At 65.3% G+C, this 25,597-nt stretch carries 28 protein-coding genes and 2 pseudogenes; 13 read left to right on the plus strand and 17 right to left on the minus strand.

The window, feature by feature from the left end:
- Together VN856_RS04415 and VN856_RS04420 are read right to left on the minus strand one after the other, a co-directional pair.
- A partial coding sequence (locus VN856_RS04415) for a GAF domain-containing protein (RefSeq protein WP_325686534.1) occupies positions 1 to 749 on the minus strand: 749 nt, incomplete at its 3' end.
- A complete protein-coding gene (locus VN856_RS04420; RefSeq protein ID WP_325686536.1) occupies positions 746 to 1,402 on the minus strand; it encodes a response regulator transcription factor in 657 nt (218 codons plus the stop codon). The genes VN856_RS04415 and VN856_RS04420, both read right to left, overlap by 4 nt.
- 82 nt (positions 1,403 to 1,484) lie before the next feature.
- Between VN856_RS04420 and VN856_RS04425 the strand changes: the two genes are divergently transcribed.
- Positions 1,485 to 1,997, plus strand: a complete 513-nt coding sequence (locus VN856_RS04425; protein ID WP_325686538.1) for a haloacid dehalogenase — start codon at positions 1,485 to 1,487, stop codon at positions 1,995 to 1,997.
- Here the strand turns inward: VN856_RS04425 and mmsB are convergent.
- The 3 genes from mmsB to VN856_RS04440 are packed head-to-tail and all read right to left on the minus strand — an operon-like array spanning position 1,994 to position 5,576.
- Positions 1,994 to 2,866, minus strand: coding sequence for a 3-hydroxyisobutyrate dehydrogenase (gene mmsB, locus VN856_RS04430; RefSeq protein WP_325686540.1), 873 nt, complete (start codon positions 2,864 to 2,866; stop codon positions 1,994 to 1,996). The genes VN856_RS04425 and mmsB overlap by 4 nt on opposite strands.
- Positions 2,867 to 2,880: 14 nt before the next feature.
- Positions 2,881 to 4,041: an acyl-CoA dehydrogenase family protein gene (locus VN856_RS04435; protein WP_325686586.1), complete on the minus strand. Its 1,161-nt coding sequence runs from the start codon at positions 4,039 to 4,041 to the stop codon at positions 2,881 to 2,883.
- 14 nt (positions 4,042 to 4,055) lie between these two features.
- Entirely contained in the window at positions 4,056 to 5,576 is a 1,521-nt protein-coding gene (locus VN856_RS04440; protein WP_325686542.1) for a CoA-acylating methylmalonate-semialdehyde dehydrogenase, read from the minus strand.
- Between the two features lie 178 nt (positions 5,577 to 5,754).
- On the opposite strand from VN856_RS04440, the gene VN856_RS04445 reads away from it, so the two are divergent.
- Complete coding sequence (locus tag VN856_RS04445) at positions 5,755 to 6,570, plus strand: SAM-dependent methyltransferase (protein ID WP_325686588.1); 816 nt, start codon at positions 5,755 to 5,757, stop codon at positions 6,568 to 6,570.
- A 98-nt stretch (positions 6,571 to 6,668) separates the two neighbouring features.
- Here VN856_RS04445 and VN856_RS04450 read toward each other — a convergent pair.
- The 3 genes and pseudogenes from VN856_RS04450 to VN856_RS04460 form a co-directional block, all read right to left on the minus strand.
- Positions 6,669 to 7,004: pseudogene (locus tag VN856_RS04450) on the minus strand (DUF732 domain-containing protein); the annotation flags it as partial.
- Positions 7,005 to 7,013: 9 nt separating this feature from the next.
- A complete protein-coding gene (locus VN856_RS04455; RefSeq protein WP_325686544.1) occupies positions 7,014 to 8,429 on the minus strand; it encodes a PPE family protein in 1,416 nt (471 codons plus the stop codon).
- Between the two features lie 12 nt (positions 8,430 to 8,441).
- A complete protein-coding gene (locus VN856_RS04460; protein ID WP_325686546.1) occupies positions 8,442 to 9,767 on the minus strand; it encodes a PPE family protein in 1,326 nt (441 codons plus the stop codon).
- A 648-nt stretch (positions 9,768 to 10,415) separates the two neighbouring features.
- Here VN856_RS04460 and VN856_RS04465 point away from each other — a divergent pair.
- From VN856_RS04465 to VN856_RS04495, 7 genes are all read left to right on the plus strand, one after another.
- Positions 10,416 to 10,715 carry a PE family protein gene (locus tag VN856_RS04465; protein ID WP_325686548.1) on the plus strand — a complete coding sequence of 100 codons (300 nt, stop codon included), beginning with the start codon at positions 10,416 to 10,418 and terminating at the stop codon, positions 10,713 to 10,715.
- A 69-nt stretch (positions 10,716 to 10,784) separates the two neighbouring features.
- A complete protein-coding gene (locus VN856_RS04470; protein ID WP_325686550.1) occupies positions 10,785 to 11,993 on the plus strand; it encodes a tetratricopeptide repeat protein in 1,209 nt (402 codons plus the stop codon).
- Between the two features lie 89 nt (positions 11,994 to 12,082).
- Positions 12,083 to 12,622 carry an RNA polymerase sigma factor gene (locus VN856_RS04475; RefSeq protein ID WP_325686552.1) on the plus strand — a complete coding sequence of 180 codons (540 nt, stop codon included), beginning with the start codon at positions 12,083 to 12,085 and terminating at the stop codon, positions 12,620 to 12,622.
- Positions 12,619 to 13,320, plus strand: coding sequence for a Rieske (2Fe-2S) protein (locus VN856_RS04480; RefSeq protein ID WP_325686554.1), 702 nt, complete (start codon positions 12,619 to 12,621; stop codon positions 13,318 to 13,320). Before VN856_RS04475 ends, VN856_RS04480 begins: the two co-directional genes overlap by 4 nt.
- 69 nt (positions 13,321 to 13,389) lie before the next feature.
- The gene (locus VN856_RS04485) at positions 13,390 to 13,854 is read left to right on the plus strand and encodes a cupredoxin family copper-binding protein (RefSeq protein WP_325686556.1); all 465 of its coding nucleotides are present in this window, start codon (positions 13,390 to 13,392) and stop codon (positions 13,852 to 13,854) included.
- Positions 13,851 to 14,780, plus strand: a complete 930-nt coding sequence (locus tag VN856_RS04490) for a metallophosphoesterase family protein (RefSeq protein ID WP_325686558.1) — start codon at positions 13,851 to 13,853, stop codon at positions 14,778 to 14,780. Before VN856_RS04485 ends, VN856_RS04490 begins: the two co-directional genes overlap by 4 nt.
- Positions 14,777 to 15,205, plus strand: a complete 429-nt coding sequence (locus VN856_RS04495) for a hypothetical protein (RefSeq protein ID WP_325686560.1) — start codon at positions 14,777 to 14,779, stop codon at positions 15,203 to 15,205. The genes VN856_RS04490 and VN856_RS04495 overlap by 4 nt, the downstream gene beginning before the upstream one ends.
- Positions 15,206 to 15,218: 13 nt before the next feature.
- Here the strand turns inward: VN856_RS04495 and VN856_RS04500 are convergent, their stop codons facing one another.
- Complete coding sequence (locus VN856_RS04500) at positions 15,219 to 16,484, minus strand: adenylate/guanylate cyclase domain-containing protein (RefSeq protein ID WP_325686562.1); 1,266 nt, start codon at positions 16,482 to 16,484, stop codon at positions 15,219 to 15,221.
- A 78-nt stretch (positions 16,485 to 16,562) separates the two neighbouring features.
- On the opposite strand from VN856_RS04500, the gene VN856_RS04505 reads away from it, so the two are divergent.
- A complete protein-coding gene (locus VN856_RS04505; protein WP_325686564.1) occupies positions 16,563 to 17,987 on the plus strand; it encodes an HNH endonuclease signature motif containing protein in 1,425 nt (474 codons plus the stop codon).
- Positions 17,988 to 18,002: 15 nt separating this feature from the next.
- Here the strand turns inward: VN856_RS04505 and VN856_RS04510 are convergent, their stop codons facing one another.
- Complete coding sequence (locus VN856_RS04510) at positions 18,003 to 19,322, minus strand: adenylate/guanylate cyclase domain-containing protein (RefSeq protein ID WP_325686566.1); 1,320 nt, start codon at positions 19,320 to 19,322, stop codon at positions 18,003 to 18,005.
- Positions 19,323 to 19,560: 238 nt separating this feature from the next.
- Between VN856_RS04510 and VN856_RS04515 the strand changes: the two genes are divergently transcribed.
- From VN856_RS04515 to VN856_RS04525, 3 genes and pseudogenes are all read left to right on the plus strand, one after another.
- The gene (locus VN856_RS04515) at positions 19,561 to 20,061 is read left to right on the plus strand and encodes a nitroreductase family deazaflavin-dependent oxidoreductase (protein ID WP_325686568.1); all 501 of its coding nucleotides are present in this window, start codon (positions 19,561 to 19,563) and stop codon (positions 20,059 to 20,061) included.
- Positions 20,062 to 20,092: 31 nt separating this feature from the next.
- Positions 20,093 to 20,380, plus strand: a pseudogene (locus tag VN856_RS04520) (hypothetical protein); the annotation flags it as partial.
- A gap of 71 nt (positions 20,381 to 20,451) precedes the next feature.
- Positions 20,452 to 20,817, plus strand: a complete 366-nt coding sequence (locus tag VN856_RS04525) for a hypothetical protein (protein WP_325686570.1) — start codon at positions 20,452 to 20,454, stop codon at positions 20,815 to 20,817.
- Between the two features lie 16 nt (positions 20,818 to 20,833).
- Here the strand turns inward: VN856_RS04525 and VN856_RS04530 are convergent, their stop codons facing one another.
- The 7 genes from VN856_RS04530 to VN856_RS04560 form a co-directional block, all read right to left on the minus strand.
- Entirely contained in the window at positions 20,834 to 21,121 is a 288-nt protein-coding gene (locus VN856_RS04530) for a DUF1330 domain-containing protein (protein WP_325686572.1), read from the minus strand.
- 18 nt (positions 21,122 to 21,139) lie between these two features.
- Complete coding sequence (locus tag VN856_RS04535) at positions 21,140 to 21,328, minus strand: ferredoxin (protein ID WP_325686574.1); 189 nt, start codon at positions 21,326 to 21,328, stop codon at positions 21,140 to 21,142.
- Positions 21,325 to 22,608, minus strand: a complete 1,284-nt coding sequence (locus tag VN856_RS04540; RefSeq protein WP_325686576.1) for a cytochrome P450 — start codon at positions 22,606 to 22,608, stop codon at positions 21,325 to 21,327. Before VN856_RS04540 ends, VN856_RS04535 begins: the two co-directional genes overlap by 4 nt.
- A gap of 114 nt (positions 22,609 to 22,722) precedes the next feature.
- Positions 22,723 to 23,229 carry a hypothetical protein gene (locus tag VN856_RS04545; RefSeq protein WP_325686578.1) on the minus strand — a complete coding sequence of 169 codons (507 nt, stop codon included), beginning with the start codon at positions 23,227 to 23,229 and terminating at the stop codon, positions 22,723 to 22,725.
- Positions 23,226 to 23,831, minus strand: a complete 606-nt coding sequence (locus VN856_RS04550; RefSeq protein WP_325686580.1) for a TetR/AcrR family transcriptional regulator — start codon at positions 23,829 to 23,831, stop codon at positions 23,226 to 23,228. The genes VN856_RS04545 and VN856_RS04550 overlap by 4 nt, the downstream gene beginning before the upstream one ends.
- Positions 23,832 to 23,920: 89 nt before the next feature.
- Positions 23,921 to 25,069, minus strand: coding sequence for an acyl-CoA dehydrogenase family protein (locus tag VN856_RS04555; RefSeq protein ID WP_325686582.1), 1,149 nt, complete (start codon positions 25,067 to 25,069; stop codon positions 23,921 to 23,923).
- 11 nt (positions 25,070 to 25,080) lie between these two features.
- Positions 25,081 to 25,597: thiolase family protein (locus VN856_RS04560; RefSeq protein ID WP_325686584.1), on the minus strand; the 517-nt coding region annotated here is incomplete at its 5' end.

A 25,597-nucleotide genomic window follows, 5' to 3' on the forward strand; every position in this document is an offset into this window, starting at 1 on the left:
AGTTGGCTGGAGGCCTCGGTGGGATCGTCGCCGACGGCGCGCGCTGCCGCGTCGAGCCGGTACGACAGCGTGATCAGACGCTGCGAGATGCCGTCGTGGATATCGCCTGCGACGCGACGACGTTCGATTTCCTGAGCCTCGATCACCTGCTCGACGAACAGCTCGTGGGCCCGTTCCCTGGCCACCAGCTGCCGGTGTAACCGGGCCTGATGCATGGCGCCGGCGATCAGCCGGCCGATCACGCGCAGCAGTTCGACGTCACCGTCGGTGAATTCGCGGCGAGCCACCGTGTGCACGTTGAGCACGCCGACCAAGCCGCCGGGATCGGTTTCCATCGGCATCGAGACCATCGAGGTGAAGTCGCGTCCGCGCAGCGACTCGATCGGCAGGTACCGCGGATCGGCTTCCTTGTCGTGGGTGATGACGACGGGCTCACGATGCCGGGCCACCCAGCCGGAAATGCCGGATCCCAAGGGCAGCCGGATCTTTCCCACTTGGCCGTCGAACGGCGGCGTGGCACCGGCGAGGGTGAGCGAGCGGTCGCTGTCGTCGAGCACGTGCACGAAACACACGTCGGTTCCGGTGGCCGCGGTGATCATCCGCGCCGCAGCGGCGGCCAGCGGTCCCACCCCTGGCCCGGTCGAGGCGGCCTGGATGAGTTCCCGCAGCAGCGCCAATTCCCGATCGGTGTCGACGAGATCGTGCACGGCGTGCGAGCCGCGGGCGCTGTTGTCAGGTGCGGTGGTCATTGGTAGATGCCCTCGCGCAGCGCCGTGGCCACCGCACCGGTGCGATCGTTCACCCCGAGCTTGCGATAGATCGCGCGCAGATGACTTTTGACCGTCTCCTCGCCGATCACCAGCTTGTTGGCGATCCCGCGGTTGGACAGCCCGTTGACCATGCACGACAGGATTTCGCTCTCACGCTGCGTAAGCCCCTGCCGGGCGCCCGGCCAGAATTCGTCCCGCTGCATGCGGGCCGCGGTGTCGGCCGCACGCGCCGCCATCCCCGGGTCGATCACGGTGTCGCCGTGATGGGCCAATTCCAGCTGGCGCACCAACTCGTCACTGTTGATGCTTTTGAGCAGGTATCCGCTCGCGCCCACCCGCAGCGCCTGATAGAGGTACTGCTCGTCGTCGTAGACCGAGAGCATCACGACTTTGCGGCGTGCGTCGCGCTCGCGCAGCGACTTGCACAAGTCCAATCCGCTGGAGCCCTGCATGCGCACATCGCACAGCACCACGTCGGGCTGCAGGTCGTCGACGACCTCGACGGCGCGATCCGCGCCGACGGCCTGACCGACCACCTGCACCCGGTCCTTGAACGCGGCCAACATCGCCTTGAGTCCTTCGATGACCATCTCGTGGTCATCGACGAGGACAAGTCGTACCGGGGCCGCCATGGCACCACAGTATGCAAGTTGGTCACGCGAATCCCCCTAATGGGGGAGGCTGGGCAACCCCGGTTCGGGGCACCCTGTGGGCGTGCGAGCCAAGGGTCAGACTCGTGGAGCCCGCAGTTTTTGGTGGGACCGAGAAGCGCGGACGGAAGCCGATGTTCTGCGCGCGGTGATCTTCGACGCCGACACCGCGCTTCCCGACGTCGAACATGACGGTCCCCGGACCGATCTCGTCGATGCGGTGATGAGCCTGTTTGTCGCGGGTATCTGGGTGTGCGTGGTGAGCACCCGGCCACGGGCCGAGGTTGAAATGCAGGTGCGGCAACTTCTCGGTGACGGTCTCGTTGAGACCATCGTGACCATCGACGACCTATCCGAGCCAGACACGGCCCTTGCTCGCAGCGGCGAGCTGTACCGGCTGGCGTTGTGGGAGCTCGGAATAACGCCGCGGGCCGCGCTGGCCGTCACCGGCTCGGGTTGCGCCTTGCGTGCGTCGGCCGCCGCGGGGCTGCCTGCTGTATTCGTTGACAACAGGGAGTTGTCGGCGGCCAGTTGTCAGCAAGCGCACCGACGCTGGTGGATCCGGCAAGCCGCCTAGCCGCGAAGCGTCTCGATGATCGCGCTGAAGTCCTTGTCGGCGTTGGTCGTTGCGAACTTCGCGTAGATGTCGGCGGCGTGGCTACCCAGCGGTGCGGCTGAACCGGTCGAGTTGACCGCATCCATCGCCAGCCCGAGGTCTTTGTTCATCAGCGCGGTGGCGAAGCCGGGTTTGAAGTCGTTGTTGGCCGGCGATGTCGGCACCGGGCCGGGCACCGGGCAGTTGGTCTGCACCGCCCAGCAGTTTCCGGTCGCGCCGGTGATCACGTCGAACAACGACTGCGCCGACAGCCCGAGCTTTTCGGCCAGTACGAATGCTTCGCCGATCGCGATCTGCTGCACTGCCAGCACCATGTTGTTGCACACCTTGGCGGCCTGGCCGGCACCGGCAGCGCCGCAGTGAATGATCTTGCCCGCCATCGGCTCCAGCACCGGACGGGCCAACTCCAGTGCCTCGTCTTCGCCACCGACCATGAATGCCAGCGTGCCGGCGACAGCGCCCTTGACCCCGCCGGAGACCGGCGCGTCGAGCTGGGCCACGCCGTGCGAACCCGCCAACGCGTGGACTTCGCGGGCGTCGCCGACGGAAATGGTTGAGCTGTCGATGAATAACGCGCCTTCACCGGCTGCCGGCAGGATCTCGGCGTAGCAGCGTTTGACCGCCTCGCCGTGCGGGAGCATCGTGATGACGACGTCCGCCCCGGCGACCGCGTCCGCACCGCTGTCCAACACCACGACCCCGTGGCCGGCAGCGGCTTCGGCGGCTACCGGGACCGGGTCGAAGCCCCGCACGGTGTGGCCGGCGTCGACCAGATTCTTCGACATGGGACCGCCCATGTGACCGAGCCCTAAAAACGCGACCGTGGACATCTGCTCTGGCCCTCCTAGGCGCTGGCGCGGACCCGGGCGGCTTCGGCCCGGCCGATGACCACCCGCATGATTTCGTTGGTGCCCTCCAGGATGCGGTGCACCCGGAGATCGCGCACGATCTTCTCCAGACCGTACTCGCGAAGATAGCCGTAGCCGCCGTGCAATTGCAGCGCCTTGTCGGCGACGTCGAAACACGCATCGGTCACATACCGTTTGGCCATCGCGCACAGTTCGACTTTGTCGTCGTCGTCGCTGTCCAGTGCGGCGGCCGCCCGCCACAGCATCAGTCGCGACGTCTCCAGCGCGGTGGCCATGTCGGCCAAGGTGAACCGGATAGTGGGCTCGTCGAGCAGGGGAGCCCCGAACGCCTCGCGATGCGCGACATAGTTTGCGGCCTTGTCGTACGCGGCCTGCGCGCCGCCCAACGAGCACGCCGCAATGTTGATCCGGCCGCCGTTGAGGCCGTTCATCGCGATGCCGAAGCCGCCGCCCTCGCCGTCAACGCCGCCGAGCATCGCGTCGGCCGGCACCCGCACCCCGTCGAGCACCACCTGCGCGGTCGGCTGTGCGTTCCAGCCCATCTTCTCTTCGTGTGCACCGAAACTCAGTCCTGGGGTTCCCTTTTCGACGATGAACGCCGATATTCCGCGTGGGCCCTCGCCACCGGTGCGCGCCATCACCACGTACACGTCCGAGGTGCCGGCCCCGGAAATGAACTGCTTGACGCCGTCGAGCACATAGTCGCCGTTCTGCTTGACCGCCTTGGCGCTCAACGCGCCGGCGTCCGAGCCGGCACCGGGTTCGGTCAGGCAGTAGCTGGCGATCGCGTCCATCGAGGCCAGCCGCGGCACCCAGCCCTTGCGTTGCTCGTCGGTGCCGAACGCGTCGATCATCCAGGCGCACATGTTGTGGATCGACAGAAACGCGGAGATCGTCGGGCAGGCCGTCGCGAGTTGCTCGAAGATCCGCACCCCGTCCAGCCGGCGCAGCGCGCTGCCGCCCACGTCGTCGCGGCAGTAGATGGCCGCCATCCCGAGGCTCGCCGCCTCCCGTAGCTCGTCGACCGGGAAGTGCTGAGCGGCATCCCATTCCAACGCATACGGGGCAAGTTTTTTGGCGGCGAACGCGGCCGCCGTCTCGGTGATGACCCGTTCGTCGTCGTCGAGGCCGAACAATTGCGTCACCAGGGCTACTTCATTGTCGGGATGCTGAATTCGGCGCCGTCCTTGATGCCCGATGGCCAACGCTCCGTCACGGTCTTGACCTTGGTGTAGAACTGGATCGACGCGGGGCCGTGCTGGTTGAGATCGCCGAAGCCGGACCGCTTCCAGCCGCCGAAGGTGTGGTAGGCCACCGGCACCGGTATCGGTACGTTGACGCCGACCATGCCCACCTGGACACGGGACACGAAGTCGCGGGCGGCGTCGCCGTCGCGGGTGAAAATCGCTACGCCGTTGCCGTATTCGTGTTCGGTCGGCAGCCGCAGCGCGTCTTCGTAGTCGTGCGCGCGCACGATGCACAGCACCGGGCCGAAGATCTCGTCGGTGTAGATCGACATGTCGGTGGTGACGTGGTCGAAGAGGGTGGGCCCGATGAAGAAGCCCTTCTCCAGGCTGGCGTCATCGAAGGTCAGCTCATCGGTGGTGCGCTCGCGGCCGTCGACCACCAAATCGGCGCCCGCCTCGACGCCCTGGCCGATGTAGTCGCGGACCCGCTTGAGCGCGGCATCGGTGACGAGCGGGCCGTAGTCGGCCTTCGGGTCCAGGCTGTGCCCGACCCTCAGCTGGTTGATGCGCTCAACAAGCCTGTTGCGCAATCGGTTTGCCGTCTCCTCGCCGACGGGCACCGCGACACTGATTGCCATGCACCGCTCGCCGGCGCTGCCGTAACCGGCGCCGATCAGCGCGTCGACAGCCTGGTCCAGGTCGGCGTCCGGCAAGACGACCATGTGGTTCTTCGCGCCGCCGAAGCATTGCGAGCGCTTGCCGTTGGCCGCCGCGTTCTCGTAGATGTACTGCGCGATGTCGGAGCTGCCCACGAAGCCGACGGCCTGGATGTCGGGGTGATGCAGGATCGCGTCGACGGCTTCCTTGTCGCCCTGGACGACCTGGAATACGCCCGCGGGCAGGCCGGCTTCGAGGAACAGTTCCGCCAGCCGGACCGGCACCGACGGGTCGCGCTCGGAAGGCTTGAGAATGAACGCATTTCCGCATGCCAGCGCGGGGCCCGCCTTCCACAGCGGGATCATCGCCGGGAAGTTGAACGGGGTGATGCCGGCGACCACGCCGAGCGGTTGGCGGACGGAGTACACGTCGATGCCCGTACCGGCGCCCTCGGTGAACTCACCCTTGAGCAAATGCGGGATGCCGATGCAGAACTCGATGACCTCGATACCGCGCTGGATGTCGCCCTTACTGTCCGGCACCGTCTTGCCGTGTTCCAGGCTGAGCAGCTCGGCGAGCTCTTCGACATTGGCGTTGACCAGTTCGACGAACTTCATCATCACCCGGGCGCGGCGTTGCGGGTTGAACGCCGCCCACTCCTTCTGCGCCTCCTTGGCGGAGGCGACCGCGGTGTCGACGTCGGCGGCTGAAGCCAGCAGGACCTGTGCCTGCACCGCGCCCGTGCTGGGGTTGAGTACGTCGGCGGTCCGGGTCGATGCGAGGTTGCTCCGGCGTCCGTCGATGAAATGCGGAATCTGTGTGGTCATGGTGTCCTCGGACATAGAAAAAGAAGCAGGTGGGTTTACTAGGACATCCTAGTAACTGCCGCGGCCGGGTGGCAAGCGGCGCAGGTCGGCGACGGCGCGCGGCATTATCGTCGAGCAGATGGGACCGGAGCGGCCGGGGGACTGGGACGCGATGCTGGCTGCGCCTCATGATGGGCCGATGGACAACACCAAACACGCGGTAGCGGCCACCGGCCTCCTCGTCGCGGCCATGCGCGCCGAGGAATCCGTGCGCGACGACGCCCTCTTTCACGATCCGTTCGCCCAACGACTGGCCGGCGAGGATGGCCGGCATCTGCTCGCCGAGGCGACTGCGGAGACTGGCCAGCCGTCGGCGCCGATCGTCGTGCGCACAAGGCTTTACGACGAGGCACTGGTGCGCGTGGCCGCATCGCAGGCGGTGATCTTGGCCGCGGGTATGGACGCCCGCTCCTACCGACTGCGGTGGCCGAAGGGCACCACCGTGTTCGAGGTCGACCAGCCACACGTGATGGCGATCAAAGACGAGCGGCTTGCCGGTGAGAAGCCGCGCTGTCGGCGCGTGGCAGTCGGCGTCGACCTCGCCGATGACTGGCCCAAAGCGCTTGAGGTGCAGTGGTTTAACCCCGAAGTGCCGACAATCTGGCTGATTGAAGGTCTGTTGCAGTATCTCGAAGCCTCAGCTGTCGACCAACTGTTCGCCCGCGTCGACGCGCTGTCCGCGCCCGGTTCGGTGCTGCTCTACGACGTCGTCGGCACGGCATTGCTGAACGCCCCGTTCTCGGCGGCCACCCTGGCGTACATGCAAAAGCTCGGCGCGCCATGGGTTTTCAGCAGTGACACACCGGCCGCCCTCGTTGAAAACCACGGCTGGTCAGCCAGCGTCACCGACATGGCCGTACCGGGCAACAGATGGAAACGTTGGGCACACCCGCCGATTCCGGCTGATGTACCCAACGCACCCCGCGGCTATTTTGTCGAGGCAGTCAAGGCCTAGTCGCCGCCGCCACCGCCGCCGGGGCCTTTCGGCACGGTCGACTCCCCGTCTCCGGTGCCTTTACCTGGAGCGTTGCCCTTCATGTACTTATGCCCAGGCGCGTGCTCTTCCTCGAGCTGCTTCGGGCAGTACGCCTTTGCCGAGATCGTCGCGAATTGAGCGGCGCCGCTTTCGGTGAGGGCCGGGTTACTCTCCTGCAGGTGCTGGATGAGGTGCAGGCCCCCCATGCCGTTGTGAAGGCAACCGCACACGGCCTGACCCGCGCTGACAGCCTGGGCCGGATCGGAAAAGCCGATTCCCACCTTGTTGAGGTCAGAGATGAAAGAGCTGTTGTTCTCGTCGCTCGACGGCTCGTCGAGCCCAGGCTCGGAGTGCGCCGGCACGGCAAGTATGAGTCCCAGTGATACGCCAAGAATGGCGAGTAACGATTTCATCGATCCTCCTTATCCGGTTTCCCCGGCGGCCTTCGCGACCGCCGGGGTGGCCTTGCCATCGGTCAGATGGACGGCGTGAATGCCTGGTTTGGTCGACAGCTTGGCGACCAGGTCGTCGAGTCCCGCCTCGTCGACGTTCCAGTGCTGCACTTCGTCGGGCGACTCCTGCAGCTTCGCGATCACCTTGTCGAGCGGGATCGGTCCCTTCGTCCGCGCGGGCGTGGTCACCTTGGCCCGCACGCCCGTGGAGCTGACGACGCGGGACGCCGGGCTGCCGAGCGCGCCACCGGCCAGGCTGCCGAGGCTTGCCTGGTTGAGCGCGCTCAGCGGGACCTCCATCGTCGGAGCGGCCGTCGCGGCAAAAGCGCCGTCCGGCAATGACGTCGCGGCGAGCCTGATCGCGGGGGTGGCGCCGGCCCAGCTGGGCGGCACCGACAACTTGCCCACCGTGTGCGCGCTGCCCAGCGCCCCTGCCGCCGCACGTGCTCCTAGTCCTCCCAGACCTGCGGCGTGCCCCGGCGAGGACAACCCGGCACCCAGCGAGCCGAGCCCGATGCCGTGGCTCCACGGCTGGTAGATGAAGAAGTTCTTCCACTGGGAGATGCCGAGGCTGGTCGTGCTGTTGACGACGTTGGTGTAGGTCGCCTGACTGCCCACGCTGTTCGCGAAACTCAACACGCCTTGGTACGCCGAAGACAGGCTCGAGCCTCCTGGAAGGAGGCCGAGTCCGTTGGTGAAGAAGTTCGTGTAGGTGCTGTTGAAGGTGGTCAGGGCCTTTGAGAACGAGTTCACATCGGTCTCGATCTGGGTGATGATCTGCGTCAACGGATCCACCGGGGCCGTTGCGGCGGCCTGTGCGGTCGAGGCCGCCTGTGCTGCCGTCCCGTTGTCGTTGGTGGTTTGCGGCGCCTCGGTGAAGGAGCCCAATCCGGTGGTGGCCGCCTGCGACGAACCCGCATACCCGGTGATGGCCGCGACGTCCTGGGCCCAGAACTGCGCGTACTCGGCCTCCAACGCCGCGATCGCCGCGTTGTACTGACCGAAGAGGTTGGCCGGTATCAGTTGCAACAGCTCAGTGCGGTTGGCCAGGATCTCGGCCGGTGGCACGGTGGCCGCCAACGCGGTCTCGTAGGCGCTGGCCGCGGCCTTGGCCTGACCGGCGGTCTGCTCGGCCTGTCCTGCCGTCGTCCCCAACCATGACACGTACGGCGCGGCGGCCGCTGCGGCCGCCTCCGCCGACGGACCGGTCCAGTCGCCACCGACCAGGCCGGAAATCGTCGACTGGAACTGCGTTGCGGTGGACTGCAATTCGCTGGCCAGGGCGTCCCAGGCAGCCGCGGCGGCTGTCAGGGACTCCGCTCCCGGACCCGAATAGATCTTGGCGGAGATGAGCTCCGGCGGCTGCGCTGCGAAATCGAAAACCATTGCTGCCTCTCCTTATTCCGCGCTCGGCGGGATGACGATGATGGTGGCGGTGGTGGCGATCTCGTCGACAGCGACGGCGCCCGGCACGCGGAAGCCCTGGCCGACAGCCGCACGGGTGGCGGTCCCGCCGATGGCGCGCCCGGCGAGGCTGGACAGCGCCGTCTGGCCGAACATGCCGGGCTGAGCGAGCCCCATTTCCGGAGCTGCGTCGACCGCGGACGCTTCCATCTCGGCGGCAACCGTTCGGATGGCCGGTGTCGCGGCCGCCCAGTTCTGCGGAACCGACAGCGAACCGATGTAGCCGGCCCGGCCTACCGATGCGAGCGTTTCGGCGCTGCCTGCACCGCTGTAGGAGCCGCTCAGCAGCCCGCTGTGCAGCAGCGGGGACAGCGCCCCGGTGATGGGCGTCGGGTGGATCAGCGGGCCGATGCCCTGAATACCGACGCCGAGGTTTGGGATACTGACCGCGGCTTGGTAGAAGCTCCTGATGAAACCGGAGGTGAAGCCCAGCGGGCTGAACGGCCCGGCGAGGAAGGTGCTGATGCTGCCGTTCAACGCAGTGAACAGCTGCCCGATGCTGCTCAACCCGCCCGTCACGGATGTCGGCAGCGTCCCCGTGATCCCCAGGGAGCTGATGAACGCGGTCTCAGCAGCCGTCAACTGTGTTGCGAAGCCTGTGATGTCGGTGTTCAGAGTCGTCAGCTGGGTGTTCAGCTGCGTCAGGAACGCCAAAATGTCGCTGGTCGCATCGGCGGGCTGTGCGGCCGCCGCCTGGGCTGTCGACGCCGCCTGGGCAGCCTGCCCGCTGTCAGTGGTGGTCGCCGGAGCGTCGGTGAACGGGGTCAGCTGACTCGCGGTGCTAGCGGCCCCGGCGTACGCGTACATCGCGCCTGCGTCCTGGGCCCAGAACTCGGCGTAGGCCGCCTCGGTCGCGGCGATCGCAGGGGTGTTGATCCCCAGGAAGTTCGTGGCAACCAGTGCGGCCAGCAACGCGCGGTTGGCCTCGATCACCGGCGGCGGGATGCTGGCGGCGAACGCGGCCTCGTAAGCGGCCGCCGCGGCCTGCGCCTGAGCCGCGGTCTGCTCGGCCTGGGCGGCGGTGGTGGTCAGCCATGATGTGAAGGGCGCTGCCGCGCTGGCCGCAGCCGTCGACGACGGACCCGTCCAGCTCGAGCCCAGCTCGGTGATAGAGGACGTGTATCCGGCCGCCGTGGCTTGCAGCTCGCTCGCCAACGCATTCCAAGCGGTCGACGCCGCCAGCAGCGGCGCCGAACCCGGCCCCGTGTAGATCTTGCCGGAGTTGATCTCCGGCGGTAGCGCTCCAAAATCGAAAACCATCCGTGTCCCTCGCTCCGGCTATGTGTCCCCAATGCCCAGCGTCTGTCCAGCGCCGAGCGGCGGCAAAAAGCTTCCAGGGGCGTCCTTCAGCGCAGACAATTAAGTGCAAATTGCCTGGCAGCTGCCTGATTTTCCCTGCACCGAAGATTAGCCAGCCTTCGCGAAACCAAGGCCGGTCAACGCCGTGCCGACGTCAGTCGCGAGGTGCCGCGACCCCCGCTTGGCGGGCCGATGACCGCGATGCCAAAACCAGGGTTTACCTGGCAAGATCACCTATCGGGAGATGGTCGTGAAGCCCGTCGCGGTGGGTGAACGATCGGTAGCCGCGAATAAAAATCTGCGCATCCAAAATTCCGGACCGCGGCGTGAACGGACGGCAGCGTTTATGTGCGAGGAGATTCTTACCGGCGACCGCTGGGTTCGGCGGACCCCGATGCGTTCTGGATCGAGCGGCGTTTCAGCACGCCGCAGTAGGTTTTGGGTGGTCGCCGGCGAGGTAATCCGTAAGGGTTAACCTGCAGATACGGCATCCGGAGCCGGCACGGTCGTAAGATTGATGAGTCGGGCTGGACCTACAGTCGACGCACAAGCCAATAGTTCAGTCTCTCCGCGCCCGATTGCGGAGTTCGCCCTCGAGGAGACATACACATGTCATTCGTCACCACGCAGCCCGAAGCGCTGAGTACGGCCGCAACCGCCTTGGGCGGTATCGGCTCCTCGTTCAGCGCGCAGAATGCCGCCGCTGCCGCTCCCACCACCGGGGTTGTCCCCGCCGCGGCCGACGAGGTGTCGGCGCTGACCGCCGCGCAGTTCGCCGCCCACGCTCAGCTGTACCAGGCCGTCGCCGCGCAGGCCCAGGCGATCCACGAGCAGTTCGTCAACACGCTAGGAACCAGCGCCGGGTCGTACGCAGCTACCGAAGCCGCGAACGCCGCCAGCGCTGGCTAAAATCACGACTCTCCGTCGGCCGGGCACCGTGAAGGTGTCCGGCCGACAGCTTTTTTGATCGGAACACAAATGTCGCAAGCGTTGACCACCCTGAGCGAAGCCGAACGGCTCATGCAGGCGGGTAGTTTCGAGCCAGCGGCGGAAATCCTCGAAGACCTCGTCAACCAGAGTCCCACCCTCGAAGCGCTCTACCTGCTGGCGACGTCGTATCTGGAACTGGGGCACAAGGACAACGCGTTGCGCTACGCCACGGCAGCGGTGGAGAAGGACCCGTCGTCGGCGCCGGCTCGTGACTTGCTGGGGAAGGCGAATCTTGCTCTGGGGCAACTAGATTCGGCCTTGTCGGAGTACGTTGCACTGGCCGCACTCTGCCGCGAACAACAGCAGGCGCCACCCGCGCAGTTTTCCATCCCGGCGCATTTTGCGTTGCACAACATCGAGCAACTCGAGCACATCCTGGCGGCAAACGGTGATAGCGCCGGGGAGATGACCGACCAACTCGAGGTTCTTCGTCGCGGCCTTACGAACGTCATCGATGAGGCAGACGGCGAGGCGCCGTGGGTTTCCATTCCGGGGAGCGGCAATCAGTTCCTTGCCGACCCGCCATACGTCCGTGTTGAGGAACAGCGGCTTCCGCGATACGTGAACACTGCCGTCGACTACCAAGCGATCCAGCACGGCGTCCTGGCCGGCGAGAAGGTTCAAGTGATCGACGACTTCCTGACGCCGGAGGCACTGGAACAAGTCCGCAAGTTCTGCCTGGAGTCCACCATTTGGCGTCACCCGTACAAATTCGGCTACGTCGGCGCGTTTCCTCAAGACGGGTTCGCCAGCACGTCGCTGTTCGCCATCGCCGAGGAAACCATCGCCGCACTCGGTGACGCTTTCGACGGTTACCAGTTCGGCGCCTGGTGGGGATTCGTCTACAACACCAACCTGCCCGGAACCGACATCCACGGCGACGATGCCGATTTTTCGCTGAACCTGTGGATCACTCCCGACTCGGCGAACCTCGACCCGGAGTCGGGCGGCCTGGTCATCTGGGATAAGGCGGCACCGAGCGACTGGAGCTTCGACGACTACAACTCCGGCGGCGATCGAGTGCGGAAATACCTCGACGAGCACAACGCCGAGTCGCAGGTCATCCCGCATCGCGCGAACCGGGCAGTCCTGTTCGAAGGCCACCTCTTTCATCGGACTGACGACTTCAAGTTTGCGCCCGGATTCGAAAATCGCCGACGCAGCGTGACCTTCCTGTTTCGCCGCAGCAAGGGTTAACGAGCCGCGGCCGCGTGTAACCCGCGACGCTATAAACCACTGTCAGGCAAGATTCCAGTGGAGCCACGCTCTCGACAGGCAGGCGATATGTGACGGCACACGGCGATCCCGTCGGCCCGCGACCCTTGCGGTTGGTGTCCGGCGACGGCTACCCGGACTGGGAGGCGGTCTACCAAGACAACGCCACCTGGGTGTATCGCACCATCTATGCCCGAGTCGGTAACCGGGCCGACGCGGAGGACCTCACCGCCGAGGTCTTTCTGGCGGCGTTGCGGCCGCTGCGACTGACCGCCAGCGTCGGCGAGGTTCGCGGCTACCTACGCGCCACCGCCCGAACGGTCTTGGCCGCGCACTGGCGCGAGACCCTCGGTCGGGAGATCACCTCGATCGACGACATCGAACAGCCGCCCGAGAGTGAGGAGGCGATCAGCACCGCCCCGCAGCGGGTGGCCGGTGTCCTCGAGCAGTTGCCGGACAACTACCGGCGGATCTTGGAACTACGCTTCCTGCAAGGGCGTTCGATCAAGGAGTCGGCCGCCGAACTCGGGGTCACTGTCGCCAATGCAAAGGTGCTTCAGCATCGGGCATTGCGGCTGGCCGCACAGGTCAACGAAAAGGGCGAATCATGAAAGCGCGCGCATTACGCAGGTACATCGACGACCTGCTGCGTGGCCGCCGCCCAAAGCCGTTCCGGCCCGACGAGTTCGAAGCCGCGCAAATTCGGACGGCCATCGAACTGCAGGCGGCGCGGTTGGGCAGCGACGCTCCGCGACAGGAGTTCCTCACCGATCTGCATCGTCGTCTCGCCGCGCAGCAGGCAGGCGCCGGACAGCCGGTGTCGAAGTCGACTGCGACCCGCAGGAACGTCCTCGTCGGCACATCGGCCGCCGCGGCAGCCGCGGTGGCGGCGGTATCTATCGATCGCGCGTTGATCGATAGTGCCCAGGTTGCCGACGACGGCAACAGCGAGTCTCGGGAGCTCACACCGACGACCGGACGCTGGATGCGAGTCGCGGCCAGCGCAGAGGTGACCGACGGGGTCATGCGACCTTTCGATGTCGGTTCAGTCATCGGGTTCGTGCGCCGTGTGGACGGCAAGGCCGAAGCCGTCTCGGGGGTATGCACGCACCAGGGTTGCCGACTCTGGTTCGACGCGCCCGACGACCGACTGCGCTGCCCGTGCCACTCGACGTCGTTTGCGCCCGCCGGCCAGGTGCTGACGCATCAATTACCGATAGCTCCGAAACCGTTGCCCACGTTGATGGTTCGCGAACAAAACGGCGCTATCGAGGTGTTCGTTCCGGCACCGCCGAGCAAGCCGGCCTAGCCACGTGTAACCCACCGCCCTATCTATTGGCGACGTGTACTTTTCCGCCGAAGATGGAGGTGTATCGCTATGCCCGCACGACCTTGGGGCGCACGTGCTGTGTTGGTGGGTCTGATGGTGGTGGCGGGATGCTCGTCGCACCAGTCGGCGACGACGACGCCGTCGGTGACATTCGGGTCGGCGGCGACCACTCCCGGAATGCCGGGGATGAGCGGGATGGCGCCGATGCCCAACATGCCGGCGGGCACCACCGCCGCGACGGCGGGACCGGCGGCGCCGGTGTCCGGCAATGCCGTCAGCATCGACAACTTCGCGTTCGCCCCGGCGACGCTGACCGTGCCCGCGGGTAGCACGGTGACCTGGACCAACAAAGATGAGGAACCACACACTGTCGTCGCCAATGACGGATCGTTCCACTCGCCTGGAATGGGTTCGCAGGCAACGTTTTCCTACACCTTCGCGAAGGCCGGCAAGTTCGACTATGTCTGCTCGATCCACCCGTACATGCACGCGACCGTGGTGGTGACGCAATGACCGACGATCCGCACACCATGAACCGTCGCCAACTGATCCGGCACAGCGCATGGTTCGGCGCGGCCGTCGGACTGGCGGTGGTCGGCGGCGAGGTCATCTCGCACGCCGCCGGCACCGCCGATGCCGCACGCAGTTCGAACCGGCCGACCCTGCGATTCGCCCAAGTCAGCGACAGCCACATCGGATTTCTTGGCAAAGCCAATTCGAATGTCGCGAGCTCCTTCAACCAGGCGATCGACCGGATCAACAACCTCGGTTACACACCGGATTTCGTCATCCATACCGGCGACCTCACCCATCTGGCCACACCTGGCCAGTTCGATCAGGTCAAGCAGATGATGACCGGGCTGCGTACCCCGCACGTGTTCACCGTCCCGGGTGAACACGACTCGGTCGACGACGGGGGCCAGAAGTACCGCAGCGCGTTCGGCGCCGGAACCCGCGGCGACGGTTGGTACAGCTTCGACATCGCCGGCGTGCATGTGATCGGCTTGGTGAACACACTGAACCTGAAAAAGCTTGGGCACCTTGGTGTTGAGCAACTCGAGTTCGTCGCCAAGGACGTCGCGCCGCTGCCCAGCGACACGCCGATCATCGTGTTCAGCCATATCCCATTGTTCGCCATGTATCCGGATTGGGGCTGGGGCACCGACGACGCGGCCCAGGCGCTGAGCTATCTGCGCCGCTTCTCATCGGTCACCTGTCTCAACGGGCATGTCCATCAACTGTTTTCCAAGACCGAAGGCAACGTGACATTCCACAGCGGAACAACCACCGCCTATCCGCTGCCTCATCCCGGTGATGGTCCAGCGCCCAAACCGGTCACCCTGCCGGCCGGCAAATTGCATGACGCGCTGGGCATCCGTGAGGTCAGCTACACCCGGGGCCAAACCACTCTCGCGTTGAAAGAAAAGGCGCTGCAATGAATGTGACCAGATTGGCTTTGGCTGTCGCTTTGGCGGTCGCTTTGGCGGTCAGCGGGTTCAGCCACGCGTATCTGTATATCCATGGCTACCATCACATCCCGACGATCGGCACCGCGTTCTTGGTGCATGCCAGTGTCTCGTTCGCTCTCGCCCTGCTGATTGTGATCGGCGGTCCATCGTGGCTTCAATGGGCCGCTGCCGCGCTGGCCGGTGGTGCACTGGGCGCATTTGCGTTGTCGCGCACCGTCGGCCTCTTCGGCTTCTCCGAAACGGGATGGGAGCCGTCGCCGCATGCGGCGATCAGCGTGGTCTCCGAACTGGTGGTCGTTGGGCTGTGGGCGGTCTCTGTGATCGGCCACCGACGCTCGCGCGCCACGCCTTCCGCAGCCGAAGTGTGGCCCGCGCAAGAAAGCCTGCGCCGCTAGAAACCCTTGGCGATCAGTCGGGTTGGTCGCCGTTTCGGCCGACCAGATACCAGGTATGCATGATGCCCTTGCCCTTCACCTCGACGTCGCCGCGTTCCTCGAAGGCAAAGTGATCGCGAAGTCGTTCGTAAGCCAGCTGCGGCACTTGAATGCGTCCAACGGCAACAGTGGACTCCATCCGGGACGCGACATTGACGGCGTCGCCCCACACGTCGTAGAAGAACCGCTGCGACCCGACTACGCCGGCTACCACAGGCCCGCTGGACATACCGATCCGCAGCGGTACGGCGCGCCCGCGCGAATCAGTCAGTCCGGCAACGGCGTCCGCGATGTCGAGGGCAAGGTCGGCTAGTGCTTCGAGGTGGTCCGGACGCGGTTGTGGGATGCCGCTGACCACCATGTACGCGTCACCGCTGGTTTTCACCTTCTCTAAACCGTGCCGGGTTACCAGCGCATCCAGGCTGGTGTAGAGGTCGTCGAGGAATGCGACCAACTCCTCTGGCGAGGTGTCGCTGGCCCGCTCGGTGTAGCCGGCGATATCCGCGAAAAGGATTGAGGCGTCATCGTATTTGTCGGCGATGACCGAATTCGACCGGTCCTTGAGCCGTTCGGCGATGCTGGCCGGCAGGATGTTGGCAAGCAGTGCTTCGGAGCGCTGGTATTCCTGTTCCATCGCGGCCTCGGCGCTGGCGATCTGGCGCAGTCCGTACCAGACCATCGCGACTGCCAGCACGCCGGCCGCGATGGTGTTGACGATGAATCCCACTGTGACGAACCATGCGGGCTCAGCGCCGGTGTCACGCGGGACGCTGAATTCCAGTGTGATAACCAGGCTTATGCCGATGGCGGCGGCCGCGATGGCGAAACCGATGTGCTCGATACCCACCACCATGACAGCTGCTACGGCTGCGATCAGGAAATAGAACTCAACACCGGTGCCGGTGCCTAAATGCCAGCACACGAAGGTCATCGACAGATAGGCCACCATGATCAAAGCGAGTGGCGCGACCAGCTCGCCGAATCGATACAACGATGGGATGGCCGCATAGAGGGCGACAGTGCCAAGGTTGATAAACCCGATGTACCCGAAGCTGTCACTGAAGATCAGCTGCATGATGCCGAAGCCCGCCGTGACGGAGCCCCCGATCACGGCGACCAGACTGAGCAACCGCTGACGTTGCACAGTGGCCCGGTCATAGTGCCGATTGCGGGCTACCTCGCAACCGGCCTGCACGCGGCGTCCTGGGCGATGGGGCCCGGCGTCGGCGATGCTCGACATTTGACGTGACTCTACTCAACACTCCAGGTGCTGTACTGAACATGACGTTTGTCAGACCGCCGTGACACAATCGAACGTATGTTCGAGTATGCATCGTCGGCGATGGAGCGGTTGCGTGCCGCGGTGCGCACGGAGAATCGGGCGGCAGGCCAGCGGCTGGCCGTCATCGGTGAGCTTGATGTGCTGTGGTTACGGGAGGTCGGGGAGCGGGAGACCTGGTGCACCGACACCCAGGAGGCGATCACCGCGGAGGTGGCTGCGGCGTTGGGGATCACCCAGGGGTTGGCCTCCAGCTACCTCGAGTATTCGCGGGCGATGCGGTTGCGGCTGCCCAGGGTCGGCGAGTTGTTGCGGGCCGGCGATATTGACTATCGGACGTTTCAGACGATCGTCTATCGCACCGATCTGATCACCGATGCTGAGGTGCTGGCTGCGGTCGATGCGGAGTTGGCGATCAAGGTCGCGCGATGGCCGGGGATCACGCAGGGCCGACTGGGCAGTTACGTCGACCGGATTGTGGTCCGCGCCGATCGTGATGCGGTGCGACGTCGTCGTGAACGCCGCGGCGATCGGGAGGTGTCGATCTGGGGCGACGCCGATGGCTTGACCGAGATATTCGGCCGGCTGATCACCACCGATGCCCACGCGGTCGATGCCCGACTGGACGCCATCGCCGCCACGGTATGCGCCGACGACCCGCGCACCCGCAACCAGCGCCGCGCCGATGCCCTGGGAGCCATGGCGGTCGGGGCCGATCGGCTGAGCTGTCGCTGCGGGCAGCCCTGCTGCCCGGCCGCAGCCACGCCCACGCCAAGTCCGGTGGTGATCCACGTGATCGCCGATCAGGCCAGCCTGGATGGCACTGCGCAGACGCATGGCTCGATGATCGGATCCGACGCGCTGATTGCCCCGGAGTTGATCGCTGATTTGGCCGCGTCGGCCAAACTTCGTCCGTTGGTCCATCCCGCCGATGCGCCGCCGGAGCGCGGCTACACCCCGTCGCAGGCCCTTGCCGATTTTGTCCGTTGCCGCGACTTGACGTGCCGGTTCCCTGGTTGTGACAAGCCTGCGATGCGCTGCGATCTCGACCACACCGTCCCGTACGCCGACGGGGGTCGCACGCACGCGTCGAACCTCAAATGCCTTTGCCGCCTTCATCATTTGATCAAGACGTTCTGGGGTTGGTCTGACCAGCAACTGCCCGACGGCACCGTCATCTGGATCTCACCATCCGAGCAGACGTATGTGACGGCGCCGGGCAGCGCCTTCCTGTTCCCCAGTTTGTGCGTACCCACGCAGGTGCTAGAGCCGGTTCCTGACCGGTCGCGGTGTGCCGACCGTGCCGCGATGATGCCCACGCGTCGACGCACCCGCGCCCAGAACCGGGCCAATTACGTTGCCGCAGAACGGCGACACAACCGGGCGGCGCGGCAAGCCACCCAGCACGCCGCCTTTGGCGGACCCGCACCACCGGCCCGGGACGACGAGCCGCCGCCCTTCTAATCGGCCGTCGTCGTTTTAAGCAGAGGCGACGGCGAACAACCGCCATTCGCCGGGAACGCCTTTGAGTTGGTGAGCACCGCGGTCCTCGAACTCAAGCCCCGACCCAATTACCAGGTCGCGTAGCGTGCTGGACACCAGCACGTCGTTGGATCCGGCCAGTGCGCTCACGCGCGCGCCGATGTGCACCGCGATCCCGCCGATGTCATCGCCGCGAACCTCACATTCGCCGGTGTGCAACCCGGCGCGCACCTGTATGCCGAGGGCTTGCACTGCGTCACGAATTGCTATGGCACAGCGGATCGCCCGCTGCGGACCATCGAACGTCGCGAGAAAGCCATCCCCCGACGTGTTCACCTCGCGGCCCCGAAAGCGAGCGAGTTGTACACGGATCACGGCGTCGTGCGCGTCAAGCAGCGCATGCCAGTTCCGGTCACCCATCTCTGCCGCGCGGTGCGTCGAATCCACGATGTCGGTGAACAGCACCGTCGCGAGAACCCGGTCGTCCGGCACCTCGGCCCGCTGTCCGGTGAGGAATTCGGCGATCTCCTGGAACGAATCCCGCCACGGTTCCACGAAGTGGTACAAGTTGCGCCCAGGCAGCTCAACGTATTTCGCGCCACGTATGTGATCGGCGACGTACTTGCCCCACGCCGGGGGGATCATCAGGTCGTCGGCGTGCTGGAGCACGAGAGTTGATACGCGGACGGTCGGGAGCACCGCCCGCACGTCTACCTCGGTCAATAGAGGCAATAAGAGAGCGTAGGTTCGTGGGCTCGCGGCAAGCCGGTCATGTCGCGCAACCGCGGCGCTGATCTCCTCGTTCCACGGCATGTCGGGATTGATCGAAAGCCAGTACTCGCCCGTGCCCCACATCGCTGCCAGGGCAGCGATGATTTCGTCGGGATTGACGCCATCGGTGCGTTCAGCAATCGGATTGGCGTGGCCCTCCAGCACTACGAGCGCGGTGGTGCGAGCCGGATACGTAGCAGCGAATAGTGCACCCGGCGCTAACGCGCCGGGCGGGGTGAGGAGCACTGCTTCGCGGATTTCGAGATCGTCGAGCACCGCAGTGATGCTGTCGGCCCATTGCTCCAAGGTTGGCAGCGCGCCCGGCTCGACAGGATCGGACGCTCCACTGCCCGGCTGGTCGAAGAAGATCACTCGACCGAGCGATGTCATCGCCTCCACCCATCCCTGAAGAGGTGGCAGCTCCGGCAGGTGTTCGCAGCATGTGAACCAATTCGGGACGAACACGATGTCGCGTTCACCCTTGGGCGACGCCCTATAGGCGACGCGCAAGTCCCCGTTCAGCGCATAGCGCGTCTCCGAGAACACCGCAGAAGTCTAAGCCGAGCAGCGGCTCGACCGGTGCGCATCGGGCAGCGTTATGCTGCTCACGAGAATTCTTTAGAGTAATTCGCGCAATCGACATCATTTGCTCAAAACATTCTGGGGCTGGCGCGATCAACAACTGCCCGATGGCACGGTCATTCGTCCAGGACACCCCCTGAATAGTGGCCCGACCTGGGCTAATTCGCCCTGTGGAGGCGGTGACAACGGTATCTTTCGATTTATGCCGCTGCATTACGTCGATCCGCACAAGAAGCGAACGCGCCTATACACGGCAATTGAAAGCTGGGGACGCTCGCGTCCGGGACAGTTCATGGCCCGTCACATCTCCCCTCGCATCGACCCGTGGTTATTCCGCGCGACTCGGGGGCGCTATCCATCGGTCCTTGGCTCGGTGTCCACCGCACCCCTCTTGACGACGGGGGCCAAGTCTGGGCAACCGCGAGAGGTACAACTCACGTACTTTCACGACGGACCAGATGCCATCGTCATCGCCTCAAACTATGGGGAGCCAAAACACCCGCAGTGGTATCACAACCTCAAGGCAAACCCGGAATGCGAGTTCGGCGACGAGAAATTCGTAGCGACGGAGGTCACTGACCCTGACGACTACGCATACCTCTATGGCGTCGCAGGGCAGGTGTACGCCGGTTGGAATGACTATCGCCTCAAGACAGACCCAATTGGCCGTCGTATCCCCGTCTTTCGGCTTAAACCACGCTAGCGGCGGCGTCGACTGCGACGCCCGGGGCGTCGACGGCACGGTCATCTGGACCTCACCCGCTGGACAGACCTACATCACCACCCCCGGCAGCGCCCTGTTGTTTCCGAGTCTTTGCGTACCCACCGGCGCGCCCGACGCGATACGCGACCTAAGACGCTCTGCTGACCGCGCCGCGATGATGCCGAGGCGTCGGCGTACCCGCGCCCAAAACCGGTCCCGTTACATCGCGACCGAACGACAACGCAACCATCAAGCGCGCCAAAGGGTCTCATCGGGACCGGCGCCGCCCACCGGAGACGACGAGCCGCCACCCTTCTAGGAACGCGGACGTTAAGAATCCATCAAGCGGGCGCGGCTACTTTTCGGAGCAGAAAAGTGGAAGGAACCGCCATGAAGAAAGCAATCGTCGGGGCGTTGCTCGCCGGCAGTATCGCTGCCACCGGGCTCGCGGCAGGAGTCGCCCAAGCCGACACGTTCTCTCCCCAGCCTCATTCCTGGTGTCCCGGACAGGGAGTGCCGTACCGCGGCATTGGATGGGACATGGGTGTGTGCCACACCTGGTACATCGTTCCGATGGGCCAGGGCAACGTGCCTTTCGGGGGAACCACCGACGGCAGCTTCGTGCTTGCTGACGTTCCAGCGCCCGTTTTCACGCGGCCGCCCCCGCCGCCGCCACCACCGCCGCACCCCTTCTGCACTCCTCGTGGGGGCCTTTTCATCGTCGGGCCGATCTGCGACGAGATCGGGGTGCACTGACGTAACCGGGTGCGGCTCAGGCGAACCCGGAGATGATCACCGCGTTGCAGTCAGCGGCGGCCTGACGTAGCTTCGCGGCCTTCTGATACTCCTCGGACTCGTACCAGGCGCGCGCCGCGTCCACCGACTCGAATTCCAGCACCACGGTCTGGTCGCCGTGCCAGGTGCCTTCGAGCGTCTCGGCCTTGGTGTCGACGGCGAGGATGTTGACTCCGCCCATCGCCGCGCCGGCGGCCCGGCCATAGGCCTTCATGCCTTCCGGGTCCTTGATGGCCTCGGTGAGAATGACATATCCCTTGGGCATAGTTGACGAAACTCCTTGCTATTTCTCGCTGATGGCCTGTTCGGGACAGCATTGGATGGCCTCCTGCGTGGCCGACTCCAATTCCGCCGGCACCTCAGAATCGATCGACACCGCGTATCCATCGTCGGTCAGGGTGAACACGTCCGGGCAGAGCGTGAGGCACATGCCGTGGCCGCGACAACGCTGGTCATCTACCCACACCTTCATGCCGGTGTGAACTCCAGGTGCAGCTCGGTCAGGCCGCGCAGGATGTACGTCGGAACATATTGGTAACGACGATCATTGGCCGGGCCGTGATGCTGCTCGCTGATCCGGATGTCCGACGTTCGGTCCAGCAGTCGTTCCAGAGCTACCCGCGTTTCGGCGCGGGCCAACGGGGCGCCGGGGCAGCTGTGGATACCGCGACCGAACGAGATATGTTGGCGGGCATTCTTTCTTGCCGGGTCAAACGTAGTGGGGTCATCGAATCGGCGCGGATCGCGGTTGGCGGCGGCCTGCACCACCATCACCGTGGTGCCCGCCGGTAGGTCGACCCCGCCGATGTTGACCGGCTTCCGGTTCAACCGGAAGTCCCCCTTCACCGGGCTCTCGTGGCGCAGCGACTCCTCGATGAAGTTGGGAAGCAGGCTGCGGTCCTTACGCAGCTGCGCCTGGATGTCCTGCCGCTCCCCCAGCGTCTGCAGCGACGCGCCAAGCAGCCGCACAGTGGTTTCCTGACCCGCCGAAAAGACGTTGGCCGCAACGCGAGCGACGTCTCCGACGTCGGGTGTCGCACCGTCCGGAAAGGTGGCGGTGGCGAGGCCGGTCAGCACGTCATCGCGGGGGTTGGCGCGACGGTCGACGACATAATCGGAGAACAGGCCGTAAAGGAATTCCAGCGGACTGTGGGCAAGCGACTCCTTGCCGGTGCCGCCGACACCGCCACCCGAGTGATCGCGGATGCCCCTGACGAACTTGTCGCGGTCCTCCATCGGCACGCCGAGCAGATCAGCGATGACCAGGAGCGTGAACGGGCTGGCGAAGCCTTTGATGAACTCGCCGCGTCCCGGCGCGAGGAAATCGTCGAGCGCCTGGTCGGCGAGCTCCCACATGGCGTCCTCGTTCTCCTTGAGGCGTTTGGGGGTGATCAGCCGCATCAGCAAGGAGCGGTGGTTGGTGTGGGTCGGTGGATCGAGGGTGGGCAACTGGTCGCTGAACGGCAGCTCGTCGCGGTGTTGCTCGATCAGCTCTGTGATGTCGCTGTCTCCCCGACCTTCGAGGGATACCGGAAAGCCGGGGAACGGTCCGGTCACCGAGTTGCACGACGACCACGTCTCGGCGTCGTTCAGCACGGCGCAGGCCTCTTCCCAGCCGGTCACCATCGTGACGTCGTGGTGCTTTTCCTTGGCCACCGGGCATTGCTGCCGCAGCGACTCGTAGTACGGGTAGGGATCCGCGATGAGGTCCTTGCCGCGGAAGAAGTCCAGCTCGGCGGGGTCGTTCACCATCTCGCACCGTTCCAATCTCAATCAGTGAGAATGTGCCTCTCAGAGATGAGTATTAGATTTCCATAGAGCATGCCGCGACGTCAACGCGCTGCAGAAATAGGACGCGCGGCCGGGCTAAAAGGCTGGAATCAGATCGGCCTCGACCAATCGACTGGACATCACCCGGCTGCGGAAGGTCTCGATCGGCCCGATCGAATCCTCGCGGATCGCGGCCGCCGCGAGGGCCTGCGCCTTGAATGCCCGGGCCGCGGCGCTGAGCCGGTGCTCGACCAGCCCGACGCTGTCGTCCAACTCGGCCGGCCACGTCTGTCCCCACAGCGTGACTTCGGTGGCGCCCTGTTCGAGTGCCTGCAGGACGCCGTCGCGCACGCGTGAGTCGCAGTCGAACAGGTCGGCGGCGGCCGCCAGGGTCTGCGGGGGCGGCCGGTGCCCCACCGTCGCCAAGGCGTATTCGAGGTCGACGATCTGGGCGCCGAGAATCTGCAACGGCCGGTCATCGCGAGGGTCGGCGAGCAGAACCGTCACGTCCCAGCCGGCCATCGCCCGGTCGAACAGCCAGCCGCCGGCGAACCGCACCACGTCGGCGACATCCGCGGCGACGACGTCGAGCCGGTATCTCACGCCGGGCTCGGCGGTGCCATGTCGCGGGCCAACGACTCCGAGTACTCCTTGAAGACCTCGCTCAGCGGTATCGAAGGATTGATCAACCATGTCGTCTCCATTCCGGTGATGAAGGCAAGGATTTGCACTGCCTTGACGGTCACATCGATATCCATGCGGAACTGGCCCGCTTCCTGACCCCGCCGAATGAGGGCGGTGATGATGTCGATCGCGGCCTGGTAGCGGTCGGCGAGCCGGTCGTGCAGCGGGGCGTCCGGGTCGACATTCTCGGCCAGCAGCACGCTGTAGGTGCCCACCAATTCGGGCGACCGGTAGAACCGATCGGCGACACCGGCCACTTCCGAGATCAGGTCGCCGGCCCGGTCGGCGTGCGCGTCGTCGTCGGCGTCGCGAGCGTCGAGGACCGCATGCAGCAACTGCTCTTTGGATTCGAAGTGGTGGAGCAGGCCGGCCGGACTGACGCCGGCCTCACCGGCAATCTGGGCCAGCGTCGTATTGCGCCACCCGTTGCGGGTCAGCAGCCGCTGCGCCACAGCCAGAATCCGTTGCTTGCGATCCTCGCCCTTGGCCCGCAGCGAGTCGTACGGCCTTGTCTGGGGCACCGGACTCCTTCGTCCAACCAACTAACTGAACACACAGTAGGTAGGTTGGCCGAGTGTGACAAGGGTCTCAACCGAATTTTTTGCTTCCGTTATAAACCGAGCGACTTGGCGATGATCACCTTCATTACTTCGCTGGTACCCGCGTAGATGCGCGCTACCCGCGCATCGGTGTACAGCCGGGCGATCGGATACTCCATCATGTAGCCGTAGCCACCGAAGAGTTGCAGGCATCGATCTACCACCCGGGCCTGCATCTCGGTGCAGAACAACTTCACCCGCGCCGCATCGGCGGCTGACAACTCCCCCTCGACGTGCAGCGCGATCGCGCGATCCAGCATCGCCTGGCCGGCCTCGACCTCCGTGGAGCACGCCGCAAGCTCGAACTTGGTGTTCTGGAACGACGCGACCGGCTGGCCGAACGCCTTGCGGTCCTTGGTGTACTCGATCGCCGCCGCGATCGCCGAGCGCGCCTGCACCACCGAGCCGACCGCCACGGTCAGACGCTCCTGGGGCAAATTGTGACCTAGGTAGCCGAAGGCCTCACCCTCGTCGCCCAGGACGTTCTCGATGGGGACACGGACGTCGACGAACGACAGTTCGGCGGTGTCCTGAACCTTGCAGCCCATCTTTTCCAGTTCGCGGCCGCGCGTGAAGCCCTCCATCCCGTCTTCGACGACGAGCAGCGTCAGGCCCTTGCGCCGGTTGTCGGGGTCGGTGGAGGTGCGCGCCACCACGATCACGAGGTCGGCCTGGATGCCGCCGGTGATAAACGTCTTGGCGCCGTTGACGATCCAATGGTCGCCGTCCCGAACAGCCGTCGTGCGCATACCCGCGAGATCCGATCCGGTTCCCGGTTCGGTCATCGCGACCGCGGTGAGCAGCGTGCCGTCGGCCAGGCCGGGAAACCAGCGCTTGCGCTGTTCTGCGTTCGCGTAGTGCAGGAAGTACGGCAGGATCACCTCGAGTTGGGTGCGCACCGTGGACAGTGTTACCAGCGCCCGGGCCGCCTCCTCTTGCAGCACAACGTTGTAGCGGTAGTCGGGCATGCCGGCACCGCCGTACTCCTCGGGAATCGCCATCCCGAGCATCCCGAGCGCACCCATCTTCTTGAAGACGTCACGTGGCATCCGTCCGCCCTTCTCCCATTCCGGGTAGGCGGGTACGACCTCCTTCTCGACGAAATCGCGAGCCAGCTCGCGGAACGCCTCGTGGTCTTCGGTGAATAGATCGCGGCGCATGAATTCCCCTGTCAGGCAACAAGTTCTACGATCGTGGCGTTGGCGGTGCCGCCGCCCTCGCACATGGTTTGCAACCCGTAGCGAATGCCGTTGTCGCGCATGTGATGTGCCATGCGGGTCATCAGGACCGCGCCCGACGCGCCGAGCGGGTGCCCCAGTGCGATGGCTCCACCGAGCGGGTTCAGCAGATCTGGGTCGGCGCCGGTTTCGGCGAGCCAGGCCAGCGGAACCGGAGCGAAGGCCTCGTTGACCTCGAACGCGCCGATGTCGGAGATCGAGACACCGGCCTTGCTCAGCACTTTCTCGGTGGCCGGAATGGGACCGGTCAGCATCAGCACTGGGTCCGCCCCGGTCACTGCGCCGGCGGTGTATCGGACCAGCGGGGTCAAGCCGAGCTCGATCGCGATTTCTGATGTCGTCACGAGCAACGCCGCTGCCCCATCGGAGATCTGCGAGGAATTGCCGGCGTGGATCACGCCTGCGTCGTCGAACGCGGGTTTGAGCCCGGCCAGCTTCTCGACGGTGGTG

This window comes from Mycobacterium sp. (assembly GCF_035603715.1).
Lineage (GTDB): Bacteria > Actinomycetota > Actinomycetes > Mycobacteriales > Mycobacteriaceae > Mycobacterium.

Bases quoted from the DNA above. Each gene is read 5' to 3' on its own strand.
- VN856_RS04420 (WP_325686536.1), bottom strand. From the start codon at position 1,402: ATGGCGGCCCCGGTACGACTTGTCCTCGTCGATGACCACGAGATGGTC.
- mmsB (WP_325686540.1), bottom strand. From the start codon at position 2,866: ATGTCCACGGTCGCGTTTTTAGGGCTCGGTCACATGGGCGGTCCCATG.
- VN856_RS04440 (WP_325686542.1), bottom strand. From the start codon at position 5,576: ATGACCACACAGATTCCGCATTTCATCGACGGACGCCGGAGCAACCTC.
- VN856_RS04445 (WP_325686588.1), top strand. From the start codon at position 5,755: ATGGACAACACCAAACACGCGGTAGCGGCCACCGGCCTCCTCGTCGCG.
- VN856_RS04455 (WP_325686544.1), bottom strand. From the start codon at position 8,429: ATGGTTTTCGATTTCGCAGCGCAGCCGCCGGAGCTCATCTCCGCCAAG.
- VN856_RS04460 (WP_325686546.1), bottom strand. From the start codon at position 9,767: ATGGTTTTCGATTTTGGAGCGCTACCGCCGGAGATCAACTCCGGCAAG.
- VN856_RS04465 (WP_325686548.1), top strand. From the start codon at position 10,416: ATGTCATTCGTCACCACGCAGCCCGAAGCGCTGAGTACGGCCGCAACC.
- VN856_RS04470 (WP_325686550.1), top strand. From the start codon at position 10,785: ATGTCGCAAGCGTTGACCACCCTGAGCGAAGCCGAACGGCTCATGCAG.
- VN856_RS04480 (WP_325686554.1), top strand. From the start codon at position 12,619: ATGAAAGCGCGCGCATTACGCAGGTACATCGACGACCTGCTGCGTGGC.
- VN856_RS04485 (WP_325686556.1), top strand. From the start codon at position 13,390: ATGCCCGCACGACCTTGGGGCGCACGTGCTGTGTTGGTGGGTCTGATG.
- VN856_RS04490 (WP_325686558.1), top strand. From the start codon at position 13,851: ATGACCGACGATCCGCACACCATGAACCGTCGCCAACTGATCCGGCAC.
- VN856_RS04495 (WP_325686560.1), top strand. From the start codon at position 14,777: ATGAATGTGACCAGATTGGCTTTGGCTGTCGCTTTGGCGGTCGCTTTG.
- VN856_RS04500 (WP_325686562.1), bottom strand. From the start codon at position 16,484: ATGTCGAGCATCGCCGACGCCGGGCCCCATCGCCCAGGACGCCGCGTG.
- VN856_RS04505 (WP_325686564.1), top strand. From the start codon at position 16,563: ATGTTCGAGTATGCATCGTCGGCGATGGAGCGGTTGCGTGCCGCGGTG.
- VN856_RS04515 (WP_325686568.1), top strand. From the start codon at position 19,561: ATGCCGCTGCATTACGTCGATCCGCACAAGAAGCGAACGCGCCTATAC.
- VN856_RS04525 (WP_325686570.1), top strand. From the start codon at position 20,452: ATGAAGAAAGCAATCGTCGGGGCGTTGCTCGCCGGCAGTATCGCTGCC.
- VN856_RS04530 (WP_325686572.1), bottom strand. From the start codon at position 21,121: ATGCCCAAGGGATATGTCATTCTCACCGAGGCCATCAAGGACCCGGAA.
- VN856_RS04535 (WP_325686574.1), bottom strand. From the start codon at position 21,328: ATGAAGGTGTGGGTAGATGACCAGCGTTGTCGCGGCCACGGCATGTGC.
- VN856_RS04540 (WP_325686576.1), bottom strand. From the start codon at position 22,608: ATGGTGAACGACCCCGCCGAGCTGGACTTCTTCCGCGGCAAGGACCTC.
- VN856_RS04555 (WP_325686582.1), bottom strand. From the start codon at position 25,069: ATGCGCCGCGATCTATTCACCGAAGACCACGAGGCGTTCCGCGAGCTG.